19 protein-coding genes are annotated in these 25,673 nt (G+C 61.8%); 14 read left to right on the top strand and 5 right to left on the bottom strand.

Annotation, left to right across the window (positions count from 1 at the left end; all coding sequences use genetic code 11):
- Positions 1-66: 66 nt before the first annotated feature.
- From PSH57_RS14965 to PSH57_RS14950, 4 genes are all read left to right on the top strand, one after another.
- Positions 67-492 carry a GlcG/HbpS family heme-binding protein gene (locus PSH57_RS14965; protein WP_305383745.1) on the top strand — a complete coding sequence of 142 codons (426 nt, stop codon included), beginning with the start codon at positions 67-69 and terminating at the stop codon, positions 490-492.
- Between the two features lie 113 nt (positions 493-605).
- On the top strand, positions 606-1,442 hold the full coding sequence (locus tag PSH57_RS14960) for an AraC family transcriptional regulator (protein WP_305383744.1): 837 nt from the start codon (positions 606-608) through the stop codon (positions 1,440-1,442).
- Between the two features lie 53 nt (positions 1,443-1,495).
- Positions 1,496-2,098 (top strand): LysE family translocator, encoded by a 603-nt coding sequence (locus tag PSH57_RS14955; RefSeq protein WP_305383742.1) that lies wholly within the window; start codon positions 1,496-1,498, stop codon positions 2,096-2,098.
- A 270-nt stretch (positions 2,099-2,368) separates the two neighbouring features.
- Positions 2,369-7,465: a leucine-rich repeat domain-containing protein gene (locus tag PSH57_RS14950; protein ID WP_305415871.1), complete on the top strand. Its 5,097-nt coding sequence runs from the start codon at positions 2,369-2,371 to the stop codon at positions 7,463-7,465.
- Between the two features lie 141 nt (positions 7,466-7,606).
- Here PSH57_RS14950 and PSH57_RS14945 read toward each other — a convergent pair whose 3' ends face one another.
- Positions 7,607-8,557 carry a class I SAM-dependent methyltransferase gene (locus PSH57_RS14945; protein ID WP_305383738.1) on the bottom strand — a complete coding sequence of 317 codons (951 nt, stop codon included), beginning with the start codon at positions 8,555-8,557 and terminating at the stop codon, positions 7,607-7,609.
- Between the two features lie 101 nt (positions 8,558-8,658).
- The gene (locus PSH57_RS14940; protein ID WP_305390395.1) at positions 8,659-9,321 is read right to left on the bottom strand and encodes a murein L,D-transpeptidase catalytic domain family protein; all 663 of its coding nucleotides are present in this window, start codon (positions 9,319-9,321) and stop codon (positions 8,659-8,661) included.
- Between the two features lie 180 nt (positions 9,322-9,501).
- Here PSH57_RS14940 and PSH57_RS14935 point away from each other — a divergent pair, with 180 nt between their 5' ends.
- Entirely contained in the window at positions 9,502-11,064 is a 1,563-nt protein-coding gene (locus PSH57_RS14935; RefSeq protein ID WP_305383736.1) for a L,D-transpeptidase family protein, read from the top strand.
- Positions 11,065-11,070: 6 nt separating this feature from the next.
- Here the strand turns inward: PSH57_RS14935 and PSH57_RS14930 are convergent, their stop codons facing one another.
- Positions 11,071-11,703, bottom strand: a complete 633-nt coding sequence (locus tag PSH57_RS14930) for an NAD(P)H-dependent oxidoreductase (RefSeq protein WP_305383734.1) — start codon at positions 11,701-11,703, stop codon at positions 11,071-11,073.
- An 86-nt stretch (positions 11,704-11,789) separates the two neighbouring features.
- Between PSH57_RS14930 and PSH57_RS14925 the strand changes: the two genes are divergently transcribed.
- The 4 genes from PSH57_RS14925 (at position 11,790) to PSH57_RS14910 (ending at position 16,519) form a co-directional block, all read left to right on the top strand.
- On the top strand, positions 11,790-12,419 hold the full coding sequence (locus PSH57_RS14925; RefSeq protein ID WP_305383732.1) for a TetR/AcrR family transcriptional regulator: 630 nt from the start codon (positions 11,790-11,792) through the stop codon (positions 12,417-12,419).
- 512 nt (positions 12,420-12,931) lie between these two features.
- Entirely contained in the window at positions 12,932-15,493 is a 2,562-nt protein-coding gene (gene nirB, locus PSH57_RS14920; protein ID WP_305383730.1) for a nitrite reductase large subunit NirB, read from the top strand.
- Positions 15,493-15,879: a nitrite reductase small subunit NirD gene (gene nirD, locus PSH57_RS14915; protein ID WP_305383729.1), complete on the top strand. Its 387-nt coding sequence runs from the start codon at positions 15,493-15,495 to the stop codon at positions 15,877-15,879. The genes nirB and nirD overlap by 1 nt, the downstream gene beginning before the upstream one ends.
- Positions 15,880-16,078: 199 nt before the next feature.
- Positions 16,079-16,519: a CBS domain-containing protein gene (locus PSH57_RS14910; protein ID WP_305383727.1), complete on the top strand. Its 441-nt coding sequence runs from the start codon at positions 16,079-16,081 to the stop codon at positions 16,517-16,519.
- Between the two features lie 117 nt (positions 16,520-16,636).
- On the opposite strand, the gene PSH57_RS14905 is transcribed toward PSH57_RS14910, so the two are convergent.
- On the bottom strand, positions 16,637-17,674 hold the full coding sequence (locus tag PSH57_RS14905; protein WP_305383725.1) for an AraC family transcriptional regulator: 1,038 nt from the start codon (positions 17,672-17,674) through the stop codon (positions 16,637-16,639).
- 9 nt (positions 17,675-17,683) lie between these two features.
- Positions 17,684-18,595, bottom strand: a complete 912-nt coding sequence (locus PSH57_RS14900) for a GGDEF domain-containing protein (RefSeq protein WP_305383724.1) — start codon at positions 18,593-18,595, stop codon at positions 17,684-17,686.
- A 474-nt stretch (positions 18,596-19,069) separates the two neighbouring features.
- On the opposite strand from PSH57_RS14900, the gene PSH57_RS14895 reads away from it, so the two are divergent.
- From PSH57_RS14895 to PSH57_RS14875, 5 genes are all read left to right on the top strand, one after another.
- A complete protein-coding gene (locus PSH57_RS14895) occupies positions 19,070-21,592 on the top strand; it encodes a TonB-dependent receptor (RefSeq protein WP_305383722.1) in 2,523 nt (840 codons plus the stop codon).
- A 141-nt stretch (positions 21,593-21,733) separates the two neighbouring features.
- Positions 21,734-23,611: a phytase gene (locus PSH57_RS14890; protein WP_422766101.1), complete on the top strand. Its 1,878-nt coding sequence runs from the start codon at positions 21,734-21,736 to the stop codon at positions 23,609-23,611.
- Between the two features lie 64 nt (positions 23,612-23,675).
- On the top strand, positions 23,676-24,383 hold the full coding sequence (gene tolQ / locus PSH57_RS14885) for a protein TolQ (RefSeq protein ID WP_305383718.1): 708 nt from the start codon (positions 23,676-23,678) through the stop codon (positions 24,381-24,383).
- A gap of 13 nt (positions 24,384-24,396) precedes the next feature.
- The gene (gene tolR, locus PSH57_RS14880) at positions 24,397-24,843 is read left to right on the top strand and encodes a protein TolR (protein WP_047226513.1); all 447 of its coding nucleotides are present in this window, start codon (positions 24,397-24,399) and stop codon (positions 24,841-24,843) included.
- A complete protein-coding gene (locus PSH57_RS14875; protein ID WP_305383716.1) occupies positions 24,840-25,670 on the top strand; it encodes an energy transducer TonB in 831 nt (276 codons plus the stop codon). Before tolR ends, PSH57_RS14875 begins: the two co-directional genes overlap by 4 nt.
- The last annotated feature ends 3 nt before the right edge of the window (positions 25,671-25,673 follow it).

The raw sequence follows: 25,673 nt of genomic DNA, 5'->3' as shown, positions 1-25,673 counted from the left end.
AGTTGTTTTAGGCCCGCAGGCCCAGCCCTGCGGGCTTTTTGCTATAGGCCACGGAGTGATTGATGCATGAAAACCAAAGCGGTACTCACTGAACAAGACGTTACACGGTTACTGGAAGTGGCCAAGGAACTGGCTCACCAGCGTCAATGGGCGGTGTCGGTCTGCGTGGTGGACGACGGCGGTCATCCCCTGGGATTGTTGCGCCTGGATGATGCTTCCCCATTATCTGCCTACATCGCCACTGAAAAAGCCCGCACCGCCGCTGTGGGTCGACGCGATAGCAAGGCCTTTGAAGACATGATCAACGGCGGTCGCTACGCCTTCCTCAGCGCCCCGCATTTGCAAGGTATGCTCGAAGGAGGTGTGACCATCCGCCACGACGAGCAGTGCATTGGCGCCATCGGCGTGTCCGGAGTGAAGGCCGAGCAGGATGCCGAACTGGCGGGGTTGGCGATACGAGCGTGGAGGGAGGCTATTGCACCAGACACGTGATTGACTCGACACGGGCGCGGATTCTGGTCGACAGGCAAGGTGCACAAATCTTCCAGACGTGTTCGTTCTGAGCGGTTAATCTGCCCTAACGGATACATGTAACGGGACTGCCCATGACAACGCGCAACTGGATCGATCTCAAGCAGGACGCCGCGTCCGGCATCGAGACCGTGCGCGCGCACTTCGAGGGGCATGCCTACGATCCTCATTGGCACGACGCCTATCTGGTAGGCGTGACCGAACAGGGCGTGCAGCAGTTCCACTGTCGCCGCCAGCAACACAACAGCACGCCGGGCAAGGTGTTTCTGCTCGAGCCCGGCGAGTTGCATGACGGCAACGCGCCCCACGCCAGCGGTTTCACCTATCGCACGTTGTACCTTGAGCCTCACTGGCTGGAGCGCGAATTGCGCTCGTTGTTCGATGTGGCTCCGGATAACGCACAGCTGGGGTTTGCCGCCACCCTGGCCGACGATGCGCGACTGGCGAGCGCCACGGCCATGGCGTTCCAGAGCCTGCACCAGCAGGAGATCCGCATCGTGCGCCAGACGACCCTCGACGCCTTGCTGGCCAACCTGACCCAGCACCTGCACTGGCGTGCGCGGATCAATCCCGATCCGCGCTTGCCATTGGTGGCGCAGCAGGCCCGTGATTATCTGCACAGTCATCTGAGTGACGACGTCGGGCTGGATGACCTGGCACGGGTCACCGGGGTGGACCGTTTTCGCCTGACCCGGGCCTTCAAGGCCGCGTTCGGTCTCGCCCCCCATGCCTATCTGATCCAGTTGCGCCTGGCCCGGGCCCGGCGCTTGCTGGCCCGTGGCGAAAGCGCGGTGGCGGTGGCGGCGATACTCGGGTTTGCCGACCAGAGTCATTTGGGTCGCTGGTTCCAGCGCGCCTATCGTCTGAGCCCGGCGGACTACCGCAAGCGTTGCTCAAACGTTCCAGACTGAGCACGGTTTGGTGGGGATGATCAGGTTACGATCATTCACCGAGATGTTGCTCCATGGACCAGTTGCTGCCGTTTGCCTTGTTCGCCTTTGTCGCCTCTATCACCCCAGGCCCGACCAATATCCTGGTGCTGAGCCACAGCTCGCGCTTTGGTCTGGCAACCACCTTGCCGATCATCCTCGGCGCCTGCGCCGCCGCGGCCTTGCTGGTGTTGTTGGTGGGCACCGGATTGGGCGATGTGCTGGCCCGTCATGCCACGATTCAAACCTTGCTGTCATGGGCCGGAATTGCCTGGCTGAGCTGGATGGCCTGGCAAATATTCAGCACGCCGGCCGAGGCCATTGACCCTGAGCGACCCATTGAGGGGCCGCGACTTGGCCTGGCGGGGGCGGCCGCGTTGCAGTTGGTCAATCCCAAGACCTGGATGATGGCATTGGCGGTGGTCAGCGTCTTCGCCGGCACTGAGGCCGACCGCACCGTGCGGGTGCTCTGGCTGTCGCTGGCGTTCTTCGCGATTTCGATCCCATGCATGACCGCCTGGGCTTATCTGGGCCTCGGCGCCGCCAGATTCTGCCGATCGGCCGTGACGATGGGGCGCTTCAATCGGGTCATGGCGGTGTTGTTGCTGATGTCGGCGTGGTTAACGTTGGTGGTGTGACCACCAAACCGCGCCGGTCAGCAGTTTGGGCCCGGTGTCAGGCATTGGCACGGCGCCAGCGCCGCTACCGGAAGCCGGGAGTTGGGATTGTTCATTGATTTGCTGCGCAGCAGGGCGGGCGGGCGAGCGGCGGACTGACGGGGCTCGCAACCCTTTGCAACGGTTGGACGGTTTCAAAAATCGCTTGTTTTCGCGAGCATCGCAGGCACTTCAATCCAGTGTGCCTCAGCATTTCGAATGCCCAATCGACCCCAAGGAAGGAGGTCCATCATGTCCACTCAAGATACCCATATCGATTTTATCCAGGCCAGGCTGCCCGCCTGGCTAAAACGCGCTTCATGGGCCCGGCAACAGCGCTTCAAGGGCCTGACCCAGCAACTGCAGCGTGACAGCGACGCACTCAACGCTCTACTGGTCGACCTGCCGGCACCGGAAACCTTCACGCTCAGCTTGCTGCAGGTCCAGCCGGAAATACAGGCCTGGCGAGCGGTAAATGGCACCGGCAGTGCTGCCGATGCGATAAACCGGGCAAGGGTCAGGCGCGGCCCCTACCGCTATGAGCCCTCGCTGTCGGTGGTCGAAGCGGCCATGCGCAATTACTCTCCTGCCGAGGCGGTCACTGGCAGCGATTTCGACAATAAGGGCCAGTTGTTCATTCAGGGAAAGCCGCAAGAGTTCTACTCATGGGACGCGCCGTCGGATATCGCTGTGTTACCCACGACCCCAGCCGAATTCGCGCGCCTGTGTCGGCGTATGGACGCTGGTGGAGCTTACCGCAAGGAACTTGAACGGCGGTTGCCTCGCATCGGCGGCGAGGTGCCCGCCATCGCCAGCGCCTACATGGCGTACGCACGCAGCCTGCTCACCCATGACGCCTACGAGGCGAAATTGGACGGACGTCTCGATGAAACCGGTGAGCGCCTGTTGGCCTGCGCCGGCATTCAACTCGAAGCCCGGCCCATTGCGCCTTTGGCCTGTGAGGTCAAGTCGTTGGAGCTGCTGTCGGTCCCGCTGTTCGGCGCCCGGGTGTATTGGGGCATGGCAGGAGACGCCAACGGTGTGCGGCCGATCGTCCTGCACATGCCCCATGATGCAGTGGCACCGCTCAAGCAATTCACCAGTGTGCAGGCCATGTCCGCGGAGTTGACCGAGCGGGTGCGTAGACGCCGCTATCGCGAAAGCCTCATGCGATACCTGCCGCTACGGTTGCAGGCCTGGCTGGGGACGGCCCTGCATGATCAGGTGGAGTGGAGAGTGGAGGCTCATCCTAACGTGATACAGGAAATCCATGCCCGTATCACGGGTTGGCGCGAGGGTGAGCGGGGCGAGGACGGCCGCCGCATTCGGATACCCACGCCAAGGGTGGCCTGGGGCTTGAGTGATCTGCGTGAGGCGCCTTGGCCAGCCTGCTATCACGAATGGCGTGGCCATGCCTTGGCCAACGCCGCTGCGCTGATGGTCCCGACCCGGGACCAGGACTGGCAGGCGCTGCTGGCTCGCTTCGCTTACTGGGAAGGCCTTGTCGAGCGCACGCTCATGCTCGTGGCGACCTTCTTCCCGTTCTGCGCACCCATCGGCATGACGGCGGCAGCGGTCGGGGGCGTGCGGCTGGTGTATGAAATCTTCGAAGGTATCCAGGCCTTCAACGAAGGTCATGCCCAAGAAGGTATCGAACATATCTTCAACGTGTTGTTCGGGATCGCTCAAGGTGCCTACCTGGGATTTGTCGGTGGGGTGGTGGAACCCATGCCTGTGGGTGACGGCTCCACGCGCCTGTGGAATGGCGATGTCCGGCCTTTTGAAGCCAGACGCCTGCCGCCAGTGGACGCGGAGCAGGACGCCTGGGGTGTCTGGCGCACGACAAACGAGGCTTGGGTGCGAATCGAGGACCGTTACTTCGAAGTCCGGGGCACGGGCGATGCCTTGGACCTGCGTCTGCCTCCAGGGCATAAAGGCGTGCGACCGCTCCTGGAGTGGAGCCGTGCCCGTGGTTGGCAGTGGGCACATCGCAACCCATTGCAACGGGGGCGTCTGGAACTGCTGCGCAACTTCGCCGAGACGCCGGCTGAACTGGACGACAGTACGATCCTCGGTTTGCAGCGACAGGTCGGCATCAGCGATGCGCATCTGCGCTATCTGCAAGTAGAGGGGCAACCAATGCCGGCGATATTCGCCGATGCCCTGGATGAGGCAAGGTGTTGGCAGCAAGTGCGGCACACCATTGGGCGGCTGTTGCGCAATGAAACGCCCCAAGGAGGGCATTTGCGTATCGTCCAGACCGTTGTGGAGTTGCCGGGTTGGCCAAGCGATCTGACGTTGCGATACCACGATGGCGTGACCCTCCATCCCATTGGTGACGTGGCTGACACGCGCTCGCTCTATCTGCGCAAAGCGGACCTGGAGCAAGACGCCTGGGCGGAGCGTATCCTGGCCGGCCTGAGCACGGCTGAACAGACCTCTGTGTTGGGCCAAGGCAGCATCGGCTTGCCACCGGTGGAGCGCAGTCGGTTGTTGGCCGGGCACTGGGCCAGGCATCTGCAGCGCAATACGCGGCGGGTGATCGACGCGATGGTCCGCTCCACTGGACTCGATCCCCTGGCCGTCCCACTGGTCCGGGCTTTCCCGGGCTTGCCCGCAGCCATGGCCAACGAGCTTGCCAGCCAGGCCATTGGCCAGGATCGGGTGCGCCTGTATGAGGGACGGGTGGGAGAAGGCTTGGGCACTCAATGCGCCGAAGCCCTGCGCGAGCTGCGCCTGAGCCGTGCCTTGCGTGCCCTGGAGCGCGGTGAAAGTAGTATCGATCGGGATCGCATCATCATGGGCCTGGTGGGTAGCGCCCCCCAACTGCAAGGCCGGGTGCGCCTGCGCCTGTTTCTGCGCGAGCTGGTAAACCCGCTGGAGGTGGGGGAAACCGGGCCATTGAAGATCATTCGCCAGGAAGGCGAACAGTACCGCCCCTTTGACGAGGAGGGTAATGAGCTGGCGGATGCCCTGGACCTGGAAGATGCGCTGCTAAGAGCGCTGCCGGACGACGCTCGCCGGGCACTTGGCCTGAACATTTGGCAGGGCGCCACGCTTCGGACCTGGTTGCTCGCACAAGCGCTTGATGATCGACCAGGCCTGCGCCCCTATTTGCTGATAAAACCCCTAGGCACCCGGGGCGCCCGCCCGCAATGGCTGAACGGGCGCCTGGGATATCCGTTCAGTGGTCGCGGGCGGCTTCCATTGCTGGTCTGGAGTGCAAGCCTGGAAGCGCGTCTTGAGCGACTCTACCCAAGCCATGCCGGGAGTGAACTGGCGAGGCTTCAGGAGACCCTGGCCAGGCAAGCCAGTCGCCAGCGCTTGAGCCTGGAGAGCAGGGTCGCCCAACTGGAAAATGAATGGACCACGCTGGACCAGGAACTGCGTCAGTGGGAGGTCCATGAGGGCGTTCACCATCCTGCCGAGAACGACGTCGACGCCGAGACACGGCTCTCGCTGCGCCGGGCCGTAGCGGCGGAGATTCGCCGCGCCTGGCGACGCGCACCGGATCCAGGCCTAGAGGGCAGTGAGCTGTCATTGCGGCTGGTGGGGCACAACATCGGCCGTCTGCCGCCGATCAGCGTGAGTTTTGAACATATAGAAGAGCTGGTTCTGGTGAACATGGGCTTGAGCGAGGACCCTTCGGCGTTCCTGCGGCTGTTCCCCAGCCTGGATACGCTGCACCTGCACGGCAATAACCTCACCGCGGTGCCCATGGCCGCGGGCGAACTGCCCGGGCTTATAGAGCTGTCACTGAGCAACAATCCGCTCAATATGGACGCGGATGTATTTGCTCCTCTGCTCGGTGCCGGTTCTGCGCTTCATTTGCGGACGCTGCACCTGTCCGGAATCAGTAGCGGTGGGGAGGCGGCGGCCAGTGCAGCCATGGTCGCGGCCATCGGCCGCCTGGATGAACTGCTCTCCCTGCGTGAGCTGGTATGGGCTGACAACTTGCATTTTACGCCCCAGGAGTTGCAGGCCATCACCGCGTTACCCGGATTGCGTGCATTGGATCTGATGCGCTGTGGTCTGCGCCTGGATGAGCAGGGCAGTGCATTCCTGCGTACAGCCATTGGCTTGGAGGACCTGCGCCTGAGCGGTAACAACTGCCGGGACCTGCCGGACTTGCCAGAACTTGTAAACCTGCAGGAGCTGGAGCTTTCCCGTACCGGGCTTGATCGAGTGCCCACGCTGGTTTTGACGGTGTTATCGAGACCTTCATCGGACATGCTCATTCTCGACCTTAGGGATAACCGTATCGCCAACATTCAGAATGACCTGCTGCCTGCCCTGGTCCAGTGGCCGAGGGAAGATCCCGTTGGGCTGTGGCTGGAGGATAATCCGTTGCCAAGCGCACAAATCCAGGCGCTTCGCGCAATCGTTCCCGAGGCTTTTCGATACACCCTCGACGACTGGTTGTATATCTCCCCCAGCCTTCAGCGGGCCTTGGAAGTTGCCCGCGATAACGCCGGAAACCGACGTTTCATCGATTGGTTCTCCGGCGCTATGCAGGAAGCCGATGTCCGTTCGCCTCTCGGGCTGGCCTTTGGAGATCGCCAGAGGGCGGCGGCTATTTTGCAGCACTATATCGGGTACCAGAACGCGCATGCGCCCTTGCCGGACCTGATCGCGGATTTCGATCAGCAACTGGGGCAACTGCGCGTGCGCCTGCAAGCGCGTAGTTTGGACCGGCAACAGCCAGATCTTGCTGAGCTGGAACTGCACTTCACGATGTTCGAAGCGGTCCAGCGCGCTCGCCTTCAGCAACAAGACGTACCTTTTGAAGGCTTCCTGTTTGAGCATTACGCCGTTTGGAACCACATGCTGGCGGAGCGCTATCCAAGCATCGAGCAGCGTCAGGTGCATATGACTCGGGAGGCTTTCATCGATTGGCTCTGCGACGCCCAGGACACCTTCAACAACAATGATCAATCCCCCCGTACCGGAGAAATGACCTGGCGGCCCTATCTGGGGTTGATGTCCCGAGACTGGTCCGAAGGGTTGGCGGTTTGGGACGCGGTCGATGACGATTTGGTGGATGCGTTCAGTGGACCAGTGAATCCATCCCGTTGGCCCCAGGTCCTGCTGGATAATCTGGCGCGCCCGGATGCCGACCTGTCCAGCCCGCTGGAATCGGTCCTGCAGGGCGACCGTACCGTCTGGCGCCGCGTCGGGTTGGAGGCTGTGGCGGATGTGAATTGGGCCGCAGACCAGCCGGTGACGCTCACCGAAGATCAGTTGCGACGCACCATGGCGATCTACCGCTCGCTCAAGAGCCGGGAGGTCGAGGCATTGGTACGTCGGATAACCACTGAGCGGGTCAGCGCTTGGTGGACATCGCGATAGCGGAACTGCCGGAGGCTGTGATCTTTTGATCTTCCGCTTGGGATTCAAGTGTCTGGGGGAAGATCGCAGCCTCGTTGCACTCGACAGCTCCTACACAGCTCCTGCGCGCTGCTACGGGCCCAGCACAGGTCATCGCGTTAGCTAGCAGCCAGGCGTCGTCGTCTTGAATACCAAGGCCTTCAGGCCACATTCCAGATCGACGTCAGGGAACTCCGGCGGATTTTCCAGGCGTTTCTCGAAGACCAGCCCCGGAGCCTGCTGGGTAACGCCGTCGATGAGGAAATCCGGGCCGGTGGCCGGGTCGTTGCTGCAGGCCAGGACGGTGCCGTGGGCCGTCAGCAGTTCCGGCAGGCGGCGCAATACCCGCTGATAGTCCTTGGTCAGCAGGAAGCTGCCTTTCTGGAAGGTGGGTGGATCGATGATCACCAGGTCGTACGGGCCACTGTTGATCACCTTGCCCCAGGACTTGAACAAGTCGTGGCCGAGGAAACTCACCTGGCTCAGATCGTGGCCGTTCAGTCGATGGTTGTCGCGGCCTCGGCTCAGGGCCGCTCGGGACATGTCCAGATTGACCACATGCTGCGCGCCGCCGGCGATGGCCGCCACTGAGAAGCCGCAGGTGTAGGCGAACAGGTTCAGCACCCGTTTGCCATCGGCGTTGGCCCGAACCCAGTCGCGGCCATAGCGCATGTCGAGGAACAGGCCGTTGTTCTGCTTCTTGCCCAGGTCGATCCGGTAACGCAGGCCGCCTTCGGTCAGGGTCCATTCGTCAATTGGCTCGCCCACCAGCCATTGGGTGAGGCTTTGCGGCAGGTAGCGGTGCTGCACGGCGAGTGTATGGGCCTTGCTGTGGTGCCAGGCCGGCGAGGTACTCAGCGTCAGCAGCATGGCGAGCAAGTCGTCGAGCTGCGTGGGTTCCGGTTCCTTGAACAGCGAGACCAGCACCACCCCTTGCAACCAGTCGACCGTGACCTGTTCCAGGCCCGGCCAGCAGCGCCCGCGGCCATGGAACAGGCGACGGGTTTCTTCTGGCAACGATTCCAGGGCTGTCAGCAAATGGTCGTGAAGGGTTTGAAGGGCTACGCAATTCATTCAGGCAACGCCAGGGATTCGAAAGGCCGGCATTTTAACCAGCCTTTCAGCAGGTGCAATCTGTGGCGAGGGGATAAATCCCCTCGCCACAAAGGTGCTACCTAACCGCCGCTAGTTGCCAAAATGCTGGCAACCTGCTGCGGCTGGCAGTTGAGATAGGCCGAACGCTTGAGCCAGCTCGGGTCCGGGTACCAGGAAAACATGAATTGCCCGCCCTTGAGTTTGTCGATCACCTGGCGTGCCACCTGCGGGCGGACGGCAGGGCAACCCAGGCTGCGGCCGATGCGCCCCTGACGCACGCTCCACAGCGGGTTCACATAATCGGCGGCGTGGATCACGATCGCGCGGTCGCGGGCCAGGTCATTGAAGCCCGGCTCCAGACCGTCCATGCGCAACGAGTATCCGTGGGCGCCCTGATAACTTTCCTGAGTGCGAAACAGTCCCAGGCTCGACTGGAAACTGCCCAGGCGATTAGAAAATTGCGTGGCGAAGTTTTCCCCGGATTTTTGCCCGTGGGCCACCAGGTCGCGCAATACCAGCTTCTTCTGGCGCAGGTCGAAGATCCACAGGCGGCGGGCCGTAGAAGGTTGCGAGTAGTCGATTACCGCCAGATGGCGGGCCGGACGAGCGCCGTTGGCGACAGCGCATTGCATGGCGCCCAAGGCACTTTTGAGCGCTTGGGGATTGAGTTCCGGCGCCGCGTGAGTGAGGCTGTTGTAAAGCGGTTGAGAATTTCCTTTGTCGGCCAGCGCCGGGCTGCACATGACGCCAAGGCCGGTGATGACCAGGCAGAGTCGGCGCAAGAGGCTTGCTAAAGATGGAAAAATCCCACGGTGGTGTTCGTTTGCGGCATCCCGTCCGATTTGGTTTGTTTGCATGATGGCGGGTCGTACCTGTCGCAAAGTTGACCGTCAACGGGACGGCCATGGATTGGAGTAAAGCAGTTGTTCAAAAAGTCCGCATGTTACCTGAGCCTTTTATTACTCACTGCGCCATTGGTCGCCACAGCCGAGCAAAGCGATCCGGCACTGGTGCAAACCACCCTGGCGCAACTGTCGGTCAATTGTCCCGAGCTGGCCGCAGCCGTCGACTTTCCGACGATGATGAGTCTGCAGGCGTTCTATGAGCAAAACGCAGGCCAGGACGTCTGGTCGGACGACGAGCGACGGATGGCACTGCGGGAACAGTTGCAGCAACTGGCCGATGACGGACTGGACCCGGCACGTTACAGCATGCCTGCTGAAGGAATGGCCCATAACGCCCATTGTGTTGACATCGCCATCAGCCAGCGCTACTTGCAAGCCCTGTATGACCTGCGTTTCGGCTACCTGCCTCAGGACCGCCTGGAACCGGTGTGGAAGGCCGACCCGCTGCCACAGGATCGTCAGGCTGCGGTGCTGGCCATCGCCGTGCGGGGGCTTCAGGGCTTGGACGAGGCCTTTGAACAGGCCCGGCCGGGCCTGGTGCTGTATCGCAACTTGCGTGAACTCTACGCCCGGCAACGGCAACAACCCTTGCCCGAATGGCAACCGGTCCCCGGCGGCCCCTTGTTGCACCCGGACAAGCGGGACGCCCGCGTACCGGCCTTGGCCCAGCGACTGTTCAGCGAAGGTTATTTCAGCGCACCCCCGGTGATCATCGACGATCACTACAACCCTGACCTGGTGGCGGCGATGAAAAGCTTCCAGCTTCACCATTCGCTGCAAGCCGATGGGGTGGTGGGGCCTTGGACAGTGACGGAACTGAACATCAGCCCGTTCATGCGGCGCGAGCAGTTGCGCGTCAATCTGGAGCGCATGCGCTGGCTGGCCCGGGACCTGGAGCCGGACAGCGTGCTGGTCAATGTGGCGGCAGCCCGGTTGACGGTCTACCAGGATGGCGCACCGGTCTGGCAAACCCGCACCCAAGTGGGCCGCGCGGACCGGGAAACGCCATTGCTCAAGTCTCGGGTGACACGACTGACACTTAACCCGACCTGGACCATCCCTCCGACTATCATGCGCGAAGACAAACTGCCCGAGATTCGTCGTGACCCAGAGTTCTTGAGTCGACATAACCTGAGGGTGATCGATCGAGATGGCTTGCCGTTACTGGCCCAGGACATCGATTGGGAGCATCCCGGCGGTCTCATGCTGCGCCAGGACCCCGGTCCGAAGAATCCACTGGGCAAAATGGCGATTCGTTTTCCCAACCCGTTTTCCGTGTACCTGCATGACACGCCCAGCCAGTCACTGTTCAGCAAGGAGCCGCGGGCGTTCAGTTCGGGGTGTGTGCGAGTCGAACAGGCGCTGCAGTTGCGCGACTGGCTGGTGAACCCGGCTGAACGTCTGCGCACCGACACGCTGCTGGCCAGCGGACTGACTCATGAGTTCAGGCTGGCCAGGCCGGTGCCGATTCTGTTGGGCTACTGGACCGTGCAAGCCGACAGCCAGGGACAGGCACTGTACATCCCGGATATCTACAAGCGTGATCAGGTCCTCTCCGCCGCCAAGGGCCGCGCGCTCTGATGGCGGTCAGGCGCACTCAGGGCGGGCTTGAACCTGTGCAGTCTCCTCGCTCAGCGGGAACAACCGCTGGCCTATGAGATAGGCATTGTCCAGGTGAAGCGCCGGTTCGAGGGTTTCCGATTCGAGCAAACGTTGGGAACTGACCACCCGGGCGCCGCAGTAATCAAAGATGCCGTGGTCGATCTGTGCGGTCATCGCCTGGCCATAACCGTGGCGCAGGAACGTATCATCATCAGCCCCGCCCACGGCAACCAGATGCACCTGCAAACGCTGCAATTTTTTGATAAAGGGTTTATCGAGGCTGAAATCGAACGCCCAGCCGTTGGAAAACACCCGGTCGATCCACCCCTTGAGCAAGGCTGGCATCGACCACCAGTAGATGGGATACACCAGCACCAGCGCATCTGCGCGGTCGATTCTGGCTTGTTCGGCCAAAACGTCCATGGGCGGTGAAGCCTCGCGGTGGTGTACCGCATGGTCGGCGAAACTGAACCGCGGATCGAAGCCTTCGGCAGCCAGGTCGGCAATCTCAAACGTAGCGGAGCGATTGGCTTGGGTCAGGCCTTGGGCGATTTTTTTGGCAAGGCCGTGGGTAAGGGAGTGGGGATCGTGATGAGCGACAACGATGAGTGCGTGCATGGCAAAACTCCTCATGGCAATGAGCGGCATCAAGCAGGTATGCTTGGTTAAGTTACTTTTAGTAAGTTACGGTTGGTAAAGTTAGCATGTCAAGCCTTGATGAAAATTCGCGATCCTCTGCTGCTCCCCGCCGACGCTTGTCCCGCGAGGATCGGCAACGGCAGCTGCTGGATGTCGCCTGGCGGCTGGTGCGGGAGGAGGGCAGCGAAGCGCTGACCCTGGCCCGGCTCGCCGAACAGGCGGGGGTGACCAAGCCCATCGTGTATGACCACTTCACCACTCGGTCCGGGCTGCTGGCGGCGCTCTATCAGGATTTCGATGCCCGTCAGACGGCGCTGATGGACGCGGCCCTGGAAGCGAGTGAGCCGACACTGGAAAGCCGCGCCGAGGTGATTGCTTCTTCGTTTGTCGAATGCGTTCTTTTGCAAGGCCGGGAAATCCCGGGGGTCATTGCGGCGCTGACAAGTTCGCCAGAACTGGAGCGCATCAAGCGCGAATATGAGGCTATTTTTCTGGATAAATGCCGGGCGGTGTTGGAGCCGTTCGCCGGTCCACGGGCCATCACCCAAGCAAGTCTGCGGGCGATGCTGGGCGCGGCGGAAGCCTTGTCCAATGCCGCTGCCACTGGGGAAGTCAGCGCTGCCGAGGCCAAGCAAGAGCTGTTTGTGACCATCGTTTCGATGGTGAACAGAACCGCCCGCATCTGCGCCACCTGAACGTTACTCATCGCGAGCAGGCTCGCTCCCACAGGCGGGGCAGGGCCATTGTGGGAGCGAGCCTGCTCGCGATGGCGTCAGCCCAGTCACTGCACTTTTATGAAGCCGCAGGTAGCTGATCGCACCATGGCAAGGCAATCGTCCTTGCATGGAAAGCTACTGAGGGGGGCCTGTCTGCATGAGGTGGCTGGTCGGGCTCTTTCGCGGGCAAGCCCGCACCCACAGGGATTTGAGGTGATTGGAAGCGGCTTTGGGTCTATGAATCCAGGGTGCCAGACAAAAGCTTGGCACGCTCGCTGCAAGAGGCTGTTCAGGCCCACCGTAAATACTTGAGTGGGCAACCCCGTCGGTCAACGAAGATCGAGAGCCAGCAGGCCGGGGATAACGGTAGATCGGGGCGCAGTCGCCGGATCGATACCGCACAGAACAGGCAAAGACGCCTGGAACCGCAAGGTTTCAGGCGTCTTTTTTTTTGCTTTCAAAACCGTGATGGGCTTTTGTCGGGTGCTTTTATGAATTCCAACGTTGCTTCCCTGAACAAGCTGCAAACGCTGATCGTGATCGGCAATGGCATGGTCGGCCATCACTGCGTCGAGCAACTGATCGAGCGCGGTGCCCTCAATCATTACCACCTGCATGTGTTCAGTGAAGAGCCGATGCGCGCCTATGATCGCGTGCATCTGTCGGAGTATTTCTCAGGCCGTGACGCCGAGTCCCTGGCGCTTGGCGAAGCTTCGTTGTACCAGACCCCCGGCGTCACGCTGCACCTGGGCGTGCCGGTGCTGGAAATTGATCGTGAAACGCGCCAGGTGGTCACCGCCCAGGCTCGCATCAGTTACGACAAACTGGTGCTCGCTACCGGCTCCTACCCGTTCGTGCCACCGATCCAGGGCGCCGAAGGCGATTCCTGCCTGGTCTATCGCACCCTCGAAGACCTGGACGCCATTCGTGCCGCCGCCAGCAACGCCCGTCGTGGTGTGGTGGTCGGCGGTGGCCTGCTGGGCCTGGAGGCGGCCAATGCCCTCAAGACCCTCGGCCTGGAAGCCCATGTGGTGGAATTCGCGCCGCGATTGATGCCGGTGCAACTGGACGAGCAGGGCGGTTTGGCCCTCAAGGCGCGCATCGAGAAGCTGGGCGTCGGCGTGCACCTGTCCAAGGGCACCCAGTCCATCAGCGCCGGTGAGCAGTACCGGTATCGGATGAACTTCGGCGATGACGATTTCCTGGAAACCGACCTGATCGTGTTTTCCGCCGGCATCCGCGCCCAGGATGCCCTCGCTCGCCAGTGCGATCTGCAGATCGGCCCGCGCGGTGGCGTGGTGATCGATGACCATTGCCTGAGCAGCGACCCGGACATCTACGCCATCGGCGAATGCGCAGCCTGGAACGGCAGCATCTTCGGCCTGGTCGCTCCGGGTTACCAGATGGCCCGCAACGTCGCGGTTCGCCTGTGCGGTGAAAACACCGAGCCGTTCACTGGCGCGGACATGTCCACCAAACTCAAGTTGCTGGGCGTGGACGTGGGTTCCATCGGCGACGCCCACGGCAATACACCAGGTTCGCGCAGCTTCCAGTTCATCGATCAAACCAGCGCCAGCTACCGGCGACTGGTGGTGGACGCCGACGGCAAACGGGTGATCGGCGCGGTCCTGGTGGGCGACAACAGCTACTACGACACCCTGTTGCAATACATGCAGAACGGCATCGCGTTGCCCAAGGACGCTGCCAGCCTGATCCTGCCGACCTCCGAAGGCGCACCCACGTTGGGCCCGGCAGCGCTGCCCGCGGCGGCGACCATCTGCTCGTGCCACAACGTCACCAAAGGCTCGATCTGTTCGGCCATCGACAGCGGCTGTACCGACCTCGGGCAACTGAAATGCGATACCAAGGCCGGCACCGGTTGCGGTGGTTGCGCCGCCCTGGTCAAGCAAGTATTCGAGCACGAATTGATTGCTCGTGGCGTCAGCGTCGACAAGAGCCTGTGCGAACACTTCGCCTATACCCGCCAGGAGCTTTATGCCCTGGTGCGGGTTGAAGGCATCATCAGCTTTGCGGAGCTACTGGCCAAGCACGGTCGCGGGCACACCGGTTGCGACTTGTGTAAGCCAGCGGTGGGCTCGATCCTGGCGTCGTGCTGGAACCAGCCGATCATGGACCTGTCCCTGGTTTCCTTGCAGGACACCAATGACACCTTCATGGCCAACATGCAGAAAAACGGCACCTATTCGGTGGTGCCGCGCATCGCTGGCGGGGAAATCACTGCCGACAAACTGATCGCCATTGGCGTGGTCGCCAAGAAATACGACCTCTACACCAAGATCACCGGCGGCCAGCGCATCGACCTGTTCGGTGCCCAGTTGCACCAGTTGCCGGATATCTGGGCCGAACTGATCGAAGCGGGTTTCGAAACCGGTCACGCCTACGGCAAGTCGACCCGCACGGTGAAGTCCTGCGTGGGCAGCACCTGGTGCCGTTACGGCGTGCAGGACAGCGTGCAAATGGCCCTGACCCTCGAGGATCGCTACAAGGGTTTGCGCTCGCCCCACAAGCTCAAGTTTGCGGTGTCCGGTTGCACCCGTGAGTGCGCCGAGGCCCAGAGCAAGGACGTCGGCGTGATCGCCACCGAGAAGGGCTGGAACCTCTACGTGGCCGGTAACGGCGGCATGCGCCCACGTCACGCCGAGCTGTTCGCCACTGACCTGGATGACGCGACCCTGATTCGCTACATCGACCGCTTCCTGATGTTCTACATCCGCACCGCCGACAAATTGCAGCGCACGTCGGTCTGGCGCGAAAGCCTGGAGGGCGGCCTGGACTACCTCAAGGACGTGATCATCGACGACAGCCTGGGCCTGGGGGCCGAACTCGAAGCCCAGATGCAACTGGTGGTCGACCGATATGAATGCGAATGGGCCAACGCTCTTAAGGACCCGGACAAGCTTAAGCGCTTCCGCACCTTCGTCAATGACGGTCGCGGCGATCCGGATGTCCATTTTGTCAGAGAGCGCGGCCAGCGCCGGCCGGTTCACGCCCACGAGCTTCACCTGATTCCCGTCACCGAGGAGGTGCTCTGATGAGCCAGTCAAACGTCGTTCGTATCCCCACCCGCGACGCGGCCCAAAGTCCTGTGCAATGGCGTGCCCTGTGCAGCCGCGAGGATTTGGTGCCCAACTCCGGCGTCGTTGCCTGGCACGACGGCAGCCAGGTGGCGCTGTTGTACCTGCCCGAACAGCAGGACAAGCCGCTGTACGCCATCGACAACCGCGACCCCAAGTCCGGCGCGAATGTGATCGGTCGTGGCCTGCTGGGCAGTATCAAGGGTGACCTGGTGATTGCCTCGCCGATGTACAAGCAGCATTTCCGCCTGGAAGACGGCCATTGCCTGGAATACCCGGAGCAGCGTCTGCGGGTGTGGCCGGTGCGCTTGAATGGCGATGTGGTGGAGATTGGCGAAGACTGAGCCGCACCTGAGCGCGGTGACACCGCTGTTGTGCAGTGATCCAGTTCCTGTGGCGAGGGGATTTATCCCCGCTGGGCTGCGCAGCAGCCCTCAATCTTAGGGCCGCTGCGCAGCCCAGCGGGGATAAATCCCCTCGCCACAATGAATCAAGCGATTTTAAGTGCATTGGCTTGCCATTAACTGAAGTTGGGAATCAACAATGAAAACAGCCGCTCAACTGGTAAGGCTCAAGAGTGTGCAGAACCAGCAGGTTCACAGCATCGCGCCGGAGCAGACCGTGCTCGAAGCGTTGCAGATCATGGCCGAGAAAAACGTCGGCGCGTTGCCGGTGATCGAAGCCGGTCAGGTGGTCGGCGTGTTCAGCGAGCGCGACTACGCGCGCAAGATGGTGTTGCAGGGACGCTCCTCGGTGGGCACTTCGGTACGCACCGTCATGAGCGCCCCGGTGGTCACCGCCGATAGCCAGCAGAGCATCGACCGCTGCATGGAAGTCATGACCGACAGCCACCTGCGGCATTTGCCGGTGCTGGATAACGGCCAGTTGATGGGACTGTTGTCCATTGGCGATCTGGTGAAAGAAGCGATCGTCGAGCAGGCGGATTTGATCCGGCAGCTGGAGCATTACATTCGCGGGCACTGAACCCACAGGAAATTCATCTGTTATCTGTGGGAGCAAGGCTTGCCCGCGATGCAGGCGCCTAGGTTCACCAAGGACCGTCGTCTGCATCGCGGGCAAGCCTTGCTCCCACAGTGGTGCTCACCCCAACATCAGCAACTGCCGGATCAGATTCGGCGTACTGCCGGTCCAGCGTTTGAACGAGCGGCGGAAATTCGCCGTGTCGTTGAAGTTCAGGTACTGCGCGACTTCCTCGTTGCTGAACCCCTTGACCTGATACAAGTACAACGCCACATGGGTGTGCACCCGGTCCACCTGTTGCTGGAACCCGGTGTGGTGCTTGTGCAATTTGCGCTTGAGGGTCGCCGGGCTCATGGCGAAAGCCTGGGCGGTCTGTTCCAGACTGGGCGTCTGCTGCACATGGGTGTGCAGGTAGTCGTAGACGCAGTCCAGAAAGCTTGCCGCGAAACCCAGTTGCTCAAGCTGTTCCCGGGCTTGGACCCGCGCCACCTGGCCGGCGGTGGCCGAAACGTTGGGCCAGGGTTGAGCCAGACAGTGGCGAGGCAGGCGCATCAGGTCCAGCGGCCGATTGAATTGCGTCTGCTCACCCAAATGCACCCAGTACTGCTCGACGTAACGCGGTTCCTCATGGCGAAAGCTGCATTGCCAGGGCAGGCGTTCGCCGCTCAGCCATGCACTCATGGCAACCATTGAAGTCATGCTTGCTTCCAGTACGAAGCGCCATTGTTGATCGGCACCGCAACTGTCCAACCAATGGACGTAGGCGTAGTGCTCGTCCAATAACAGGCGCGGCGCGGCCAGGGGGCTGAGCAGGGCTTGTTGGTCGATCAGGGTTTCCAGGGCCTGATGCAGATTCTGAGCGTGGCGCAAGGCATGACTGGCCGGTCCGTAATGCCCCGGCAGCAGCCGCTGGCCGAACAGGAAACTGCTGTCACTGGCATCGAGCAGGCGTCGGCTGTTGTCCATCAGGCCAAGAAACTGTTGCGGGCTGATACGGCTCTGGCCGGCGAGGATATCGTCATGGAACAGCCCGGTGCCACGCAACAGGCGATGGCTGTCGATGTCACGCGACAGCGCCAGATCAATCAGCGCGGCAGGTTGATAGTGCCCCGGAATGAAGCGGCTGTCGGTTTCATACCAGCAGGTCTTGAGGGTCATGGGCCGGCCTCAGGCGCTTTTCAACGTGGAACGGGATCGGGCTAGCGTCAGGTTGAGCCGTTTGAGCAAGACCTCCGGCGACTCGTCAAATGCCATCACCACGGCGGTGCTGGCGGTCAGTTGCAAACGCTCGCCATGTTGCCGGGTCTTGTGGGCCAGGCTGCAAACCGCTTGGGCAAGCTCTGCGGCCAGATGCCGGGCCTGGCTCTCGCCAGTGTCGGGCAGCAGGACCACAAAGCGATCACCGGCCAGGCGGCAAAGCAGGTCCTGACGGCGCAGGTTCAGCACCAGCAACTGACTGACGGCTTGCAGCACCGCGTCGCCCTCGCCATGACCGAAGCGCTGGTTGATGGCGGTGAAGTTGTCCAGGTCCAGGGCCAGTAATGACAGGGGCTGCTGGCGGTGCCGGCTGTCTTCCAGGCTGCTCGCCAGTTCATGTTTGAAGAAGTCCGCGCCTCCCAGCGGCGTGAGTTTGTCGAACAGGCGGTGCTCGCGGAACAACCGTTCGCGTTTCTCCATTTGCCCGTTGATCGCCAGTTGTTCTCGGTGCCAGTGATAGATGCCGAGGGTCAGCAGAATCATGCCCACCGGCATCGGCCCGGACTCCAGCCAGTGGTCCCAGGTGATGGAGTCGGGCAAGCGGATGAACTCGTCGAGACTGTCGATCCACCAGGAAAAAAAGATGCAGCCAAGGCCCAGTACAAGATAGTTGGTTACCCGACCGGCCGGGCGACTCTTGAGCACCAGGCCGAGCCAGACCAGCGCCAGCAACGCCGAGCCGCCTTCGCCGAGAATGTCCAGCCAGACCCACTCACTCAGCGGTTTGAGCTCACCGCTGACCAGGTGCAGCATCAGTCCGAGGTTGGCCGCCAACACAAGCAGGGCGAGTTTGAGGCGGTGCGGGCGCAGTACGGAGAACATGGCCGGAATCCTTTGCCAGAAGCGGAATGCGGCTCAGCACAGCAGATGGATGTGACAGTGCGGTGACGGTGGGTGAATGGGTGGGGGAGGTCGAATCAGCTCATTGGTTGTCCGGTTTTTTATTCATGAGATTGCCCTTATCTCATTGTGGCGAGGGGATTTTGTGGGAGCAAAGCCTGCTCGCGACGAAGACGACGCGGTTTTTCAGGGGGCGAGGCGCCTGCATCGCGAGCAAGCTTTGCTCCCACAGCGGTGTGGTGCGACGTTTAGCTAAAGTGATCGGCTGCTGAAGGCCTGTGCGGCTCGGAGAAAGGTCATTTCAGCTCATTCCGGTTCGCCAACCCCATCAAATCAGCGCGTTTGAGCCCCTGCGGGCAACCGCTGTCACAGAACCGTCACCACCCACCCCTAGCGTGCCCTCCCAGTTGCCGGGCCGTTGCCTGGCGGATTTTCGGATTCCTGGGGGAGACCACCATGCATCACCGCACAAGCACTGCCGGGCTCGTCGGTTTTACGTTCACCGCGTTGGCGATGGCCATTGCCAGTGAACGGTTGAGCGCTGCCGAGCAGACGAACACTGAACATGTCGAAGTGGTCGGCCAGGCGGCCAGCATCGATCAGGCGCTGAAAGAGCAGCGCAGCGCCGACAGCATCAAGAGCGTGGTGCATGCCGATGGCGTGGCTCAGTTGCCGGATGAAAACGTCGCCGAAGCGGTGCAGCGCTTGCCGGGCATCAGCGTCGAGCGTGACCAGGGCGAAGGTCGCTTTGTCAGCGTGCGGGGCCTGGGGCCTGACCTCAACAGCGTGACCATCAACGGCACGCTGGTGCCGGCACCAGAAAGCGAGCGCCGGGCCGTTGCCCTGGACGTGCTGCCCTCGGAGCTGGTGCAGTCGCTGTCGGTGATCAAGACCCTGACGCCGGACATGGACGCCAACTCTCTGGGCGGCACGGTCGATGTGAAAAGCCTCTCGGCTTTCGACCATAAGGGCTTGTTCTACACCGGCAGCAGCGAAGCCAGCTACGACAAGAACACCGGCCAGACGAGTCCGAAATTTTCTGGCGCCGTCAGCGACCGTTTCAGCCTGGGCGACGGCATCGATAACTTCGGCGTTGCAGCGGCGTTGAGCTGGCAGAAGCGCGACTTTGGCTCGGACAACGTTGAAACCGGCGGCGCTTGGGATTTCGAGCAAGGCTCGCGGCTCGAAGAGTTCGAACAACGCGACTATGACATTCGTCGGGAGCGCGCTGGCGGCGGGCTGAACTTCGACTACAAGCCGGATGACTTGAGCAGCTACTACCTGCGCACGCTTTACAGTCGTTACAAAGACAGCGAAACCCGCAATGCCGCCAGCCTGGCTTTCGAGGATCCACAAGCGGCCGGCGAGCTGGGCGCCGCAGAAGGCGAGCGCAAGATCAAGCAGCGCGAAGAAACCCAGGAGATCCAATCCTACGTACTGGGCGGGGAGCGCATGTTCGGTCTCTGGACCCTCAGCGGCCAGGGCGGCTACAGCAAGTCCAGCGAAGACAGCCCCGGCCACATCGCCGGTGCCACATTCGAAGGCATCGACGGTTTTGAGGGGGGCTTCTACGGCAACGACAAGCCGCGACCGATCATTGGTTCGGGGTTCTACGATCCTGCCAACTTCAGCCTGGACAAGGTGGACTGGGAACAGCAGAACACCACCGACACCGAGAAAAACCTGCGCCTGGACCTTGCCAGAGACTATGACGTCAGTGGCTATGCCTCCCAGGTCAAATTCGGTGGCAAAGTCAGCCGCCGCGACAAGGACAATGACCTCGATGCCTGGGTCTATGAAGATTTCGACGACCTGGGGTTCACCGACGACCAGTTGAACCTCGGACAATTCCAGAAGGGCAACGTCGATTACAGCCTCGGCCAGTACGGTCCAGGCATCAGCGCCGGTGCCATTGAACAATTGTTGGGTGGTCTGGACCGCGACGCCTTCTTTGATGAGGAGGAGTCGCGGGTCAATGACTTCCAGATGAGCGAAGACATCAACGCCGCTTACCTGATGAACACCGTGGACATCGACGATTGGCGCTTGATCGCCGGCATGCGTTATGAGGGCACGGAGTTCGAAGCCAAAGGCAGCGGCGTTACCGACGGGGTGTTCACCGACACCCAAACCCGGCGCAAATATCACCACTGGCTGCCGGGCCTGCACGCGCGCTATCAGTTGGACAAGAACACCCAGGTGCGTGCGGCCTGGACCAAATCCGTGGTGCGCCCGACCTTCGGGCAACTGGCCCCGGGTTTTGTGATTGACGATGACGAGGCGACCTTCGGCAACCCGGACCTCAAACCCCTGGAGTCGAGCAACCTGGACCTGGGCATTGAACATTTCATGGGCCGGGCCGGCACTGTTTCGGCTTTCGTGTTCTACAAGGACATCAAGAACTTCGTCTACAACACCGACCTGGCGGGCACGGGCGCCTGGGCCGACTTCTCCGAAGCCCATAGCTTCGCCAATGGTGACAGCGCCAAGCTTTATGGCCTGGAACTGGCCTACTCACAAAAATTCGACTGGCTGCCAGCCCCCTGGAATGGCTTGCTGCTAGGGGCCAACACCACCTTCAGCCGTTCGGACGCCGAGATCGAGGGGTTCGATCAGGCCAGTGGAACACAGCGCAAACGCAGCATCGACCTGCCAAACCAGTCGGACACCGTGGGCAACCTGATGCTGGGCTGGGAGAACGACAAGCTGAGCCTGCGTCTGTCGGCCAACTACAAGTCGGCCTACCTGTATGAACTGGCGTCCATCAGCGACCGCGACCATGACTTGCATGTCGACGCCCAAACCTTTGTCGACTTCAGCGCCCGTTACTCCCTGACCAAAAACCTGCAAGTGAGCCTGGAAGCCCAGAACCTCACCGACGAGTCGTATTTCGTCTACACCGGCCACCGCTCCTTTAACAGTCAGTACGAAGAATACGGCCCGACTTACAAGCTGGGGTTGACGTTTACCCATTTCTAGATCGCGCCGCCGATCCGTTAGGGCGAGGGATTAAATCCTTCGCCGCACACGTGGACAACAGACCCGTTTGAACCTGGCTCAATGACAAGGATTTTTCCGTTGAATAGCGCTTTGTTTGTACCCAAGCAGTGCCTGCTGGCGATGCTCATCAGCCTGGCAACCGTTCCAGCCCTGGCGGCTTCCCCAACCCTGAAGCTGCAACCCTGGCCTCATACACAGGAAGTCTCGATCAATGCCCTGGGATTTGTGCCCGGCCAATCAACGACCGAACGACTGGCCAGCGCCCGTGAAGGCTTGTTGCTGCTCGATGCCCAAGGCCGTGAACTGTCACGCCTGGAGGGCGCCTTCGAAGGTCTCGATAGCCGGGCCCTCGGGGCGAAGGCACTGGTCGCCAGCCTCGACAGCACTCGCCAGCAAGCACTGTTGGTCAGCCTCGATCCGGAGAAACGCCAGTGGGGAAAACCGCTGTACCTGCCAGCGCGAGATTTTCCGGTGAACGGGCTGTGCCTGTACCGCGACGAAGCGAGCAACCTGTTTGTGTTTCTGGTGGGTGAAGAGGGCAAGGGCGAGCAGTGGCTGGTAGGCAATGGCGAGCACCTGAACGAGCGCGCGCAGCGCGTACGCGGCCTGCCACTGCCGCCCGATGCCCAGACCTGTCAGGTGCAGGACAGCGCCAATCAACTGTTCGTCAACGAGGAAAAAGTCGGCTGGTGGGCCTATCCGGCATCCTCCGAGGCCGATGCCGTGCGTGTACCCGTGGCAATGCGCACACCGTTCGGTGACATCCAGCAGGCCGCTGGTGACATGGCTGCGTTACCAGGAGGATTGCTGGGCCTGGACCCGCAAGCGGGGCAGTTGCATCTGTATCAGCAAGACAGCAAGGGGTGGGCTGCAAAAGCCAGTTTGGCGCTGCCAGGCCTGAACGAGCCGGAGAGCCTGGCGATACGTTCGACGCAAACCGGTCTTGAGCTGCTGCTGCGCGACGATGACAACGGGCGTTTATACCAGGGCCAAATCAATTGGCAGCCCGCGTCTGTGTCGCTGCCGCCAGTGCTGCCCACTGTGGCTGCCATTGGCCAGAGCGAGCCGGTGGCGCGTCAGGGCGACGCGGCGGATGATCCGGCGATCTGGGTGCATCCCACGACGCCTGCCTTGAGCCGGGTGCTGGGCACCAACAAGAAGGAGGGGCTGCTGGCTTATGACCTGCAAGGCAAGCTGTTGCAGGAGCTGCCGGTGGGCCGCCTCAACAACGTTGATGTGCGCACCAACTTCAAGCTGGGCACGCAAACCGTCGATCTCGCAGTCGCCAGCAACCGCGATCACAACAGCCTCAGCCTGTTTCGCATCGACCGGGTCAGCGGCGAGCTGCGCGAGGCCGGCGAGATCCCCACGCCACTCAATGAAATCTACGGCATCTGCCTGTTCCAGCCCGTTGAGGGCGAACTGTATGCCTTTGCCAATGGCAAGGACGGGCGCTATTTGCAATACCGCCTCAGCGCCCCGGACGGTGTAGTGAAGGGGGAACTGGTGCGCCAGTTCAGCGTCGACAGCCAGCCTGAAGGTTGCGTCGCCGATGACCAGCGCCAGCGGCTGTTTCTCGGTGAAGAAGACGTCGGTGTCTGGGCGGTGGATGCCCGGGCCGACCGGCCGGCGACGTTGAACAGCGTGATCAAGGTCGGCCCGCAGTTGCATGCCGACGTTGAGGGTATCGCCCTGTACCAAGGCGCCGGTAACGATTACCTGGTGATCTCAAGCCAGGGCAACGACAGCTACCTGGTACTTGATGGCGAGCCGCCTTATGCCGTGCGCGGCGCGTTCCGCGTCGGTTTGAACGGCACTGCCGGCATCGACGGAGCCTCGGAAACCGATGGTCTGGAAGTCACTTCGGCCAACCTTGGCGGGCCTTGGAGCGTCGGCATGCTGGTGGTCCAGGACGGCCGCAAACGGATGCCCGAGCAGACCCAGAATTTCAAGTTCGTGCCTTGGAGCGAAGTGGCCAAAGCCTTGCGTCTGCCTTGAGCGGCACTGTCATCAACCGGTCATGAACATTTCATCGAATAGCAGCCAGACAGGAGTTCTACCCATGCAAGCCACTCTGGAACACATGACAATCTGGGGCCTGATCAGCGACGCCAGCCTTTTGGTCAAGGCCGTCATGCTCACGCTGCTGCTGGCCTCGCTGTTGAGCTGGTACCTGATCATCCAGCGCAGCGCCGTGCTGCAACGCAACGAGCGTCAGTTCAAGGGCTTCATGCAGCGTTTTCGCAGCACCAGCGATTTGCCGGCGCTGTTGCGCGAGACTGCCCAGGTGCGCGAAGAAGACGGCGGCGTGGAGCCGATCTTTCACGCCGGCTTCCAGGCTTTCACCCAGCTCAACGTGCCTTCCGGCAGCCCGCAGGTGGTGCTTGAGGGGGTGGAGCGTTCGCTGCAAGTGGCAATCAGCGAACAGGAGGTGCAGTTGGAGAAAGGCTTACAGTTTCTTGCGACCGTCGGTTCGGTCAGCCCTTACATCGGTTTGTTCGGCACGGTCTGGGGGATCATGAACGCCTTCCTGGGTTTGTCCCAGGTGCAACAGGCCAGCCTCTCCACCGTAGCGCCGGGCATCGCTGAGGCGTTGATCGCCACCGCCATTGGTTTGTTCGCGGCGATTCCTGCTGTGATCGCCTACAACCGGTTTTCCGCCCGCGGTCAGACCCTGCTGACGCGTTACTACGCGTTCGGTAACGAGTTGCAGGCACGCCTGCACCGCAAGCTGCACGGCGCCCCGGTGAACCTGGCCGCGGCCGCTTGAGAGGAGAGGGCAGATGCTAGTCAAGCCGCAACGCAAGCACGGGCCCAAGGCCGAAATGAACGTGGTGCCTTACATCGACGTGATGCTGGTGCTGCTGGTGATCTTCATGGTCACTGCACCGATGCTGACCCAAGGCGTGAAAATCGAGCTGCCCAAGGTCGCCAGCCAGGCATTGGCCAACGATAGCCGCCAACAGATTCTGACCCTGTCTGTTAAGGCAGAGGGCGGTTACTACTGGAATCTGGGCGCGGAACTGGACACCCAAAGCCAGACCGACAGCGCCGTGGACCTGGATCAGATGCGCGCCAAGGTGGCCCAGGTTGTCGCCGAGCGCAGCGACACCCAGGTGTATATCCGGGCCGACGACCACGCCGACTACGGTCGTGTCGTGGCCGCCATGGCCGCCTTGCAGCAGGGTGGGGTGAGCAACCTTGGGCTGGTGACCGAGGCACCCCGATGACGGCGATGATCATGCACAGTCCATCCTTGGGTTTACCCACGTTGTCCGGCCGTGGTTTTTGGAGGAACAGCCTGGCGGCGGGGCTCGCCGTGGCCTTGCACGCGGCTGTGGCTGCATTGCTGGTACTGGGCTGGACTGCGGAAAAACCGGCCGTCGAGGCGCCTCGGGTGCTGCGCACGCAACTGGTGATGTTGTCACCGGTGCCGGTGCCCGAGGCGCCTGCGCCGGCTCCCGTGGCAGAGGTCGCACCACAACCGGTCGAAGCCGCGCCGGCTCCGGTGGAAGCGCCACGCCCCCCACCGAGTAAACCGGTGGTTGAGCCAAGGCTCCAGGCCCAGAAACTGGAGCAGGCAGCCCTGGCGCGCAAACGTGTCGAGGAGCAAAAACGCGAGCAACAGGCCCAGCAGCAGGCCCAACAGCGCGAGCGCCAGGAGAACCAGCGACGCCAGCATGAAGCCGAGCAGCAGGCCGCCGAACAACAGCGCCAGGCGGCTCAACAGGCCCAGGCGCTCGCCCGGCAACGCCAAGCCGAACAGGCGCGCCTGGCCGCCGCCGACAGCCGCCACTATCAACCCCTGAGTAAAGAGGCCCCGGATTATCCGCAACGGGCTTTGGACAAAGGGCTGCAAGGCGACTGCACGGTGGAGTACAGCGTCAAGCCGGACGGGCGCATCGATAACCCCAAGGTGCTGGACGGCTGCCACCCGTTGTTTATCCGCCCCTCGCTGACCGCAGCCAAGACCTTCCGTTATCAGCCGCGGATCGTCGACGGTCAGGCCGTAACGGTGCCGGCGGTGCGCAATACTTTTCACTACCGCATCGAATAGAAC

Source organism: Pseudomonas hefeiensis, from assembly GCF_030687835.1.
Classification (GTDB): Bacteria; Pseudomonadota; Gammaproteobacteria; order Pseudomonadales; family Pseudomonadaceae; genus Aquipseudomonas; species Aquipseudomonas hefeiensis.
This window is presented reverse-complemented; position numbering and strand designations above follow the sequence as displayed.